Annotated in this window: 7 protein-coding genes; 3 read left to right on the top strand and 4 right to left on the bottom strand. The window is 37.0% G+C overall.

Annotation, left to right across the window (positions count from 1 at the left end; genetic code table 11):
- The first annotated feature begins 92 nt into the window (after window positions 1-92).
- Window positions 93-320: a hypothetical protein gene (locus tag PHF25_08330; protein ID MDD4528023.1), complete on the top strand. Its 228-nt coding sequence runs from the start codon at window positions 93-95 to the stop codon at window positions 318-320.
- 77 nt (window positions 321-397) lie between these two features.
- Here PHF25_08330 and ispH read toward each other — a convergent pair whose 3' ends face one another.
- Genes ispH through PHF25_08310 form a run of 4 tightly spaced genes read right to left on the bottom strand, consistent with a single transcriptional unit; the run spans window position 398 to window position 4,621 of the window.
- Window positions 398-1,267 (bottom strand): 4-hydroxy-3-methylbut-2-enyl diphosphate reductase, encoded by an 870-nt coding sequence (ispH, locus tag PHF25_08325; GenBank protein MDD4528022.1) that lies wholly within the window; start codon window positions 1,265-1,267, stop codon window positions 398-400.
- Entirely contained in the window at window positions 1,264-1,884 is a 621-nt protein-coding gene (locus tag PHF25_08320) for a hypothetical protein (protein MDD4528021.1), read from the bottom strand. The genes ispH and PHF25_08320 overlap by 4 nt, the downstream gene beginning before the upstream one ends.
- Window positions 1,878-2,546, bottom strand: a complete 669-nt coding sequence (locus tag PHF25_08315) for an HAD family hydrolase (GenBank protein MDD4528020.1) — start codon at window positions 2,544-2,546, stop codon at window positions 1,878-1,880. Before PHF25_08315 ends, PHF25_08320 begins: the two co-directional genes overlap by 7 nt.
- The gene (locus tag PHF25_08310; GenBank protein MDD4528019.1) at window positions 2,546-4,621 is read right to left on the bottom strand and encodes a TonB-dependent receptor plug domain-containing protein; all 2,076 of its coding nucleotides are present in this window, start codon (window positions 4,619-4,621) and stop codon (window positions 2,546-2,548) included. The genes PHF25_08315 and PHF25_08310 overlap by 1 nt, the downstream gene beginning before the upstream one ends.
- A gap of 96 nt (window positions 4,622-4,717) precedes the next feature.
- Between PHF25_08310 and PHF25_08305 the strand changes: the two genes are divergently transcribed.
- Window positions 4,718-5,530, top strand: coding sequence for a hypothetical protein (locus PHF25_08305; protein MDD4528018.1), 813 nt, complete (start codon window positions 4,718-4,720; stop codon window positions 5,528-5,530).
- Window positions 5,531-5,535: 5 nt separating this feature from the next.
- Window positions 5,536-5,891, top strand: a 356-nt coding sequence (locus PHF25_08300; protein MDD4528017.1) for an AAA family ATPase, incomplete at its 3' end; no start/stop codon positions are given.

Below are 5,891 nucleotides of genomic sequence, written 5' to 3'. Positions count from 1 at the left end.
AACAAGTTTAAATATCCATCTTGACTTTACCAAAAATAAAAATATAATTTCTGTCATAACCACTATTAAAAGCTTTAAAGGAGAGGCAAGTAATGAATAAACCGTTTATTGAGAATGATGAAGTATATGAAGAGGAAGAAGAGCTAGAGGATGGACTAGAAGGCGACATAGAAGATGACATAGGCTTAGATGTTTTCGACGAAGAAGAGGAAGACCTAGACCAAATATCCTCCTACTGGAAAAAAGATAATTTTTCTAATGACGATGGTTATGGAAGAAAAAGAAAAGTAAATAAATTTAGCAGAAGCCTCGACTATTAAACGTTGGGGCCTATCCTTCAGTAAGAATAAAAATTAGCGCTTTTGGTTAGAGCACCAAACCCATATTGTCAAATTTATCAACCATCTACTTGCTCAAAACCAAATTCTTCCCTTAGTCTCTTTGCCATTTTCTGCACCAGATATTCAGGCGCAGAGGCCCCAGCTGTAATACAGAGATTCTCTGCTCCCTGCAACCATTCTTTTGTTAATTCTGAAGCATCATCAACCAAAATAGACTTAGAGCCACAACTAGAGGCAATCTCCATAAGTTTCTTTGAGTTAGAACTATTCGCAGAGCCAATAACGATAAAAGCATCACACTTTACTGCTGCCTCTTTGACCGCCTGTTGTCGCGAGCTCGTAGCATAACAAATATCTTCTATCTTAGGAAACTGCACATTCGCAAATCTGCTCACAATCTTTCTCCGCAAATCTTCTGTTTCAAACAAATTGAGAGTTGTTTGATTCAACACCACATATTTATCATAACCTGCCGCTCTAGCCAGGTCTTCTTCTGTTTGAACCACGGTTATATTCTCTGGTGCTTCTGCAACCACACCCCGAACCTCATCATGACTAGGATTCCCAATATATATTACATGGTATCCTTTCTTGGTATAATCAATTACCTCTTCGTGAACTTTTGCAACCAAAGGACAAGTAGCATCAACGATCACGATGTTTCTGTTCATAAAAAGTGAACGAGTTATCGGAGAAATTCCATGCGCACTAAAAATAACTACTGCGCCATCAGGAACCTCTATCTCCTCTTGAGTGAAAGTTACCCCTCTAAGCCTTAAGTCCTCAACAATAACCTTATTATGAACAATCTCGTTATAGACATAGATTTTTTTATGAGGATTGTTTTTTAAAACATCTTCAACAATCTCGAGGGCGTTCTTCACCCCAAAACAAAAACCTCTTGGTTCTAGTAAAAAAAACTTCATTTCTTTTTTACAAACAGCAACGGAAAAATTATGTCGCTAAAGCAGCAAGGCAACCAAACAGCTAGAAATAAAAACATTACAATAAATATGCTTTGAAAAATGCTAAAAGAACCAGCATGTGCTTGCATAATATGAAACAAAGAGGCAACTGTACTTAGTAGCACGTGTCCAGCATGAGAAAAATGTGTTTCTTTCACAAAATAGGATAGCGCTATACCCAAAAATACTGACAAATTAATTAAAACAGGCATTTCTATAATCCCAATATGAGGGTGAGCGCCCTCCAGTCCCAAAATTAATTCTGCCCAGTAGGGAACTAAGGAATCGCTCATGGTAGCTATTCCAATCGAACCAAAATAACCAATTAAAAAGACACTTAAATAACCCCAAACAGACTTATTTTTCATCTTTTGATAATTTCGAAACACTGTCGCTGTTACCAGTGCACTAAGCACAACATGTAAGGGGTGAAAGATCTCAAACAGTTGACCAGCAACTTCCGTATTAAACAAACTTGGAAATATTAACCGAACACAAAACATAAACAAAACAGCAATAACCGCTCCCGAAAAAGTAAATCTAAAATGTTCCTTCAATTCGTTCCATATCGTTAGCATTTTTCCCTCCCAATAATATTATTAATTTCTTCTGGTCTAGCAACAATGTATTTAGCACCATTATTTACCAACTCTTCTTTCGTTCTAAATCCCCACAAAACGCCTACCCCGATCATGCCTGCATTTACTGCCACCTGCATATCTACATCGGAGTCACCCACATACAGAACCTCGTCTGGCTTTACTTTCAATGACTTTGCCATCTCTAGCAATACTTGTGGGTCTGGTTTCTTAGGAATACCTTCTGACAATCTTTCACCGTAAACTAATTCAAAATTGGCTGGAAGCAACTTCGCTGTCATTGCAACTGTAATTAAATGAGGCTTATTCGAAAGAATTGCCTGCTTAATCCCTTTATTTTGCAAACAACTTAATAACTCCAAAATACCTTCAAATGGAACCGAATGTTCTGTCCATTTATTATCGTAATATTCCCTAAATTTTTCAACAAACAAAGCAATCGTCTGCTCATCCGTTATATGCTGTGGCAAGACACCACCAACCAAGCGATCTAAGCCACTACCAACCAAATACTTATAATCTTCTTCGCTAAACGTAGGCAAGCACAAATCTTTTAGGGCGTTATTCATAGAATTTGTTATATCGGTAATTGTGTCTAATAACGTGCCATCCAAATCAAAAATTACAGCTTTTACAATCATCAGAATCTAAATCTTACTCCAAAGATAGGCGTCATTGACATCATTTTAACAGACGACTTCACTGAATAATCACCATTCCACACATAATCATAAACATTTTTTTCATTCAAGATATTAGCAACCCCGATATAGGTTTGTCCTTCTAATCCATCAAAAGGCCAAATTGGTTTCTTGTGCTCTAAAATTAAAGTTAGGTTACTATAGTCAGGCAATCTACTGCGGTTATATTTATTAGGGTCACTCAAATATTTCGTTCTGACATTTAAAGATGTTGCCCCTGTAAGATCTGTGTATGGCCTTCCTGAGTGATATTGCCAATCTACAACCAAACTCCAATCTTTACTTAAATCTACTTCGCTGGCTAGACTAAAAGTATGTTTTTGGTCTTGTTTAGCAGGATACGAAAACGTAACCGACTCTTCATAAACAGCCTCTTGGTTTGTATATGCCATCATCAGGTTCCAACCATCACTCTTTTTCTTTTTAAACATAACCTCAATCCCACCCGCATGTCCCTTTTTGTTATTATCGTAACCTGTAATCATTCCTAAGCTGTCTATTTGTTCCCTAAGCAATGAGTGATAATTCTTTTCAAAAATAGAAATTGAAAAATTTACAGCATCTCCCAGCTGATGCTCTATCCCCAAACTATATTGCATGGCCTCTTCTGGTGGCAAATCAACAAAGTGGGCGCTGACTATCTGTGGGTTGTATTGTGAATACTTCCCAGCAGAAAGCTTGAGTGTCGCGCCTTCGTTCTTAACCCTTACGCCAATCCTTGGCTGAAACGACTTCGATTTTGACAACTCCTTGTGGTCAATAAAACTATATCTGACTCCTAGATCCAAAAACAATGTATCTGGAACGATTGTTTGCTCGTCCTGTATGTATGCTCCATAAACAGAGTACTCTTTTATATAGTCTTCAGAAGAAACAGTCCCTGCAAACCCAGGATAATAATAGTTACCCAGAAGATGCAAATTCGTTGATTCCTTAATAGTTCTTTCTTTTCGAAAATATAACCCACTGGACACTAAGTGATCCTTATTGTCTCTGTATTGTAAATCCGTCATAAAATAAAATGGTTCTTGTCTCATGTTTTCTGACACTATATCAGACACCACAAGGCTATTTTTGCTTAATACTGAGTTCTCCATTCCTACAGTAAGCTCGGTCTTAAGCTTATTACTCCAATGGCTAGTCAGCTTTGTTTGCAAAAAATTGCGTCTGGCAACGGAGGAGATCCTTCCTATTTGACCCAAATTGAAGTCTTTGTTGTCCAGTTTATAAAAATCATAATATGTTTTAAAATCCATAACTAGTTCATGTTCAGGAGATAATTTCATAAAAAATTTCTGACCATAATTCTCTAAGTGTGGAGCAATAACGCCTTGTCCTTGATTCATCAGCATTAAAAGATAATCATAATATGTTCTCCTCAGAGATATTAGAAAAGAGCTTTTCCCTCTCATAATTGGACCTTCTACATATAACTGCAGGTCTGTTAGCCCTTGTGCAATGTCCAGATGATAATTGTGCAAATCTCCCTCGCGCTCTTTAATATCAATAACTCCACTCAAGGCATCAGGATAACAAACAGGCATTCCCGAAGTATAAACCTTTGTTTCTTTAATTAGTTGAGGATTTACTAAGCTACCCTTACCCTCAAAAACAAATGCCTCATACACAGGCTGACCATTTACTAAAGTAACCGTCTCCTGTGCTCCTCCACCTCTAAAATACAACTTCGCATCAAAATCTCCACCATCAGCTACGCCAGGCAATTCTCGATGTGCCATTTTCACATCAGGAAAAATAGTTAGTCGATTAAAGTCTTTGTAGTCTTGTCCACCTAAACTATAAACAGCACCACCACCACCTTTGGATGAAAAAGATTGTTGTTTTATTTGTTCATTATTATGTTCCTTGGTTTCGTTCTGATCCCTTACAACAGACTTAACCATATCCTTTAAGGTGGTACCCCGGCTATTTAAAAAATTGGTATAATTGCTAGTGGCCGAAAAAGAAACCGCAGAAAAAATTAATATAAAAATCATTAAACTAGTTCTGTTCATTTATACCTCATCTAAAATTCCTTCATAGTGATTACTATCACTTAGTTTATATGTTATCCTATTTAGTATTATACTGTACATTATTTTGGGGATGTAATGAAAAAACTTTTACTGATTATTTGCTGTCTTTGCTTCTTCCCTCTAGCTTTCACTAGCGAAACATCTACTGCTTCTTTCGCAATAAACTATTTAAATAAAACAGAACTCTTTGTCTACCAAAAACATTCGTCTAAAAACATTATTGACGCCGATCTTTCCTTCAGTGAATACTCTTACTATCTGCAAGACTCTTTTAAAGAAATTCCGTTTTCTAAAATTCTTTATCTACCAGCATCCTATCTTTGGTCTACTGGTAACATGGTTTTTCTCTTTGATGCCTACAATATCTCCTCAGTTATTTTTCAAGCTATCCAAACAAAAAAAGATTTTCAACGCGTTGCTGATGCTCATAATAAAGAATTCGGCACACCCCTCTATGCCTCAATACAAGGACAAACGTTAAAATATGTTTGGGAAACAAATAGTGGCAACATCCTTTTAAGTCACACTGTCCGACCACTTGGCTTTACTTTACAGAATATGGTCGCAGAAACACCCCACCCAGGCTTTGCCTTTATGGATTTAGAAAACATTACCTTTGCAGAATCACTACGCATCTGGAAAGTACTTAGAGAAAATGATGTTATAGATATAAACGGAATATCCATCGCTAAAGATTTGGATAGCAAAATAGCTCGGCTTGACCAAACCCTTGAATCACTAAACTTAAGTTCTTTTAATCTTCAAAAGCTAAAGGTCATGTTAATCGCCACGGCCTACGGCGAAACAAACGTTTTTTATCTCAACAAAAACAACAGCCTAATCACCAATAGTCCTGAAGACGAAAATTTTGAAATTATGCTACAATAATTCATATGGAACGCAACCAATCTGTAGACCCTAATTATGAAGAACCAGTACTTGAAACATCTCTTAGACCAAGATCTTTTGATCAATATATTGGCCAAGAAAATATCAAAAAAAACCTAAAAATACTTATTCAGGCTGCAGTTGAAAGAGGAGAAACCATCGACCACTTACTTTTCTATGGTCCGCCTGGTTTAGGAAAAACAACTCTAGCCAACATCATTGCACATGAAATGAACGTTAACGTCAAAACAACTTCCGGACCTGCCATTGAACGACCGGGTGACCTAGCAGCAATACTTACTAACCTACAAGAAAACGACATTCTCTTCATTGATGAAATTCATCGGCTTAGCAAGGGCGT

This window comes from Candidatus Margulisiibacteriota bacterium, from assembly GCA_028706105.1.
Lineage (GTDB): Bacteria > Margulisbacteria > Riflemargulisbacteria > GWF2-35-9 > DYQY01 > DYQY01.
This window is presented reverse-complemented; position numbering and strand designations above follow the sequence as displayed.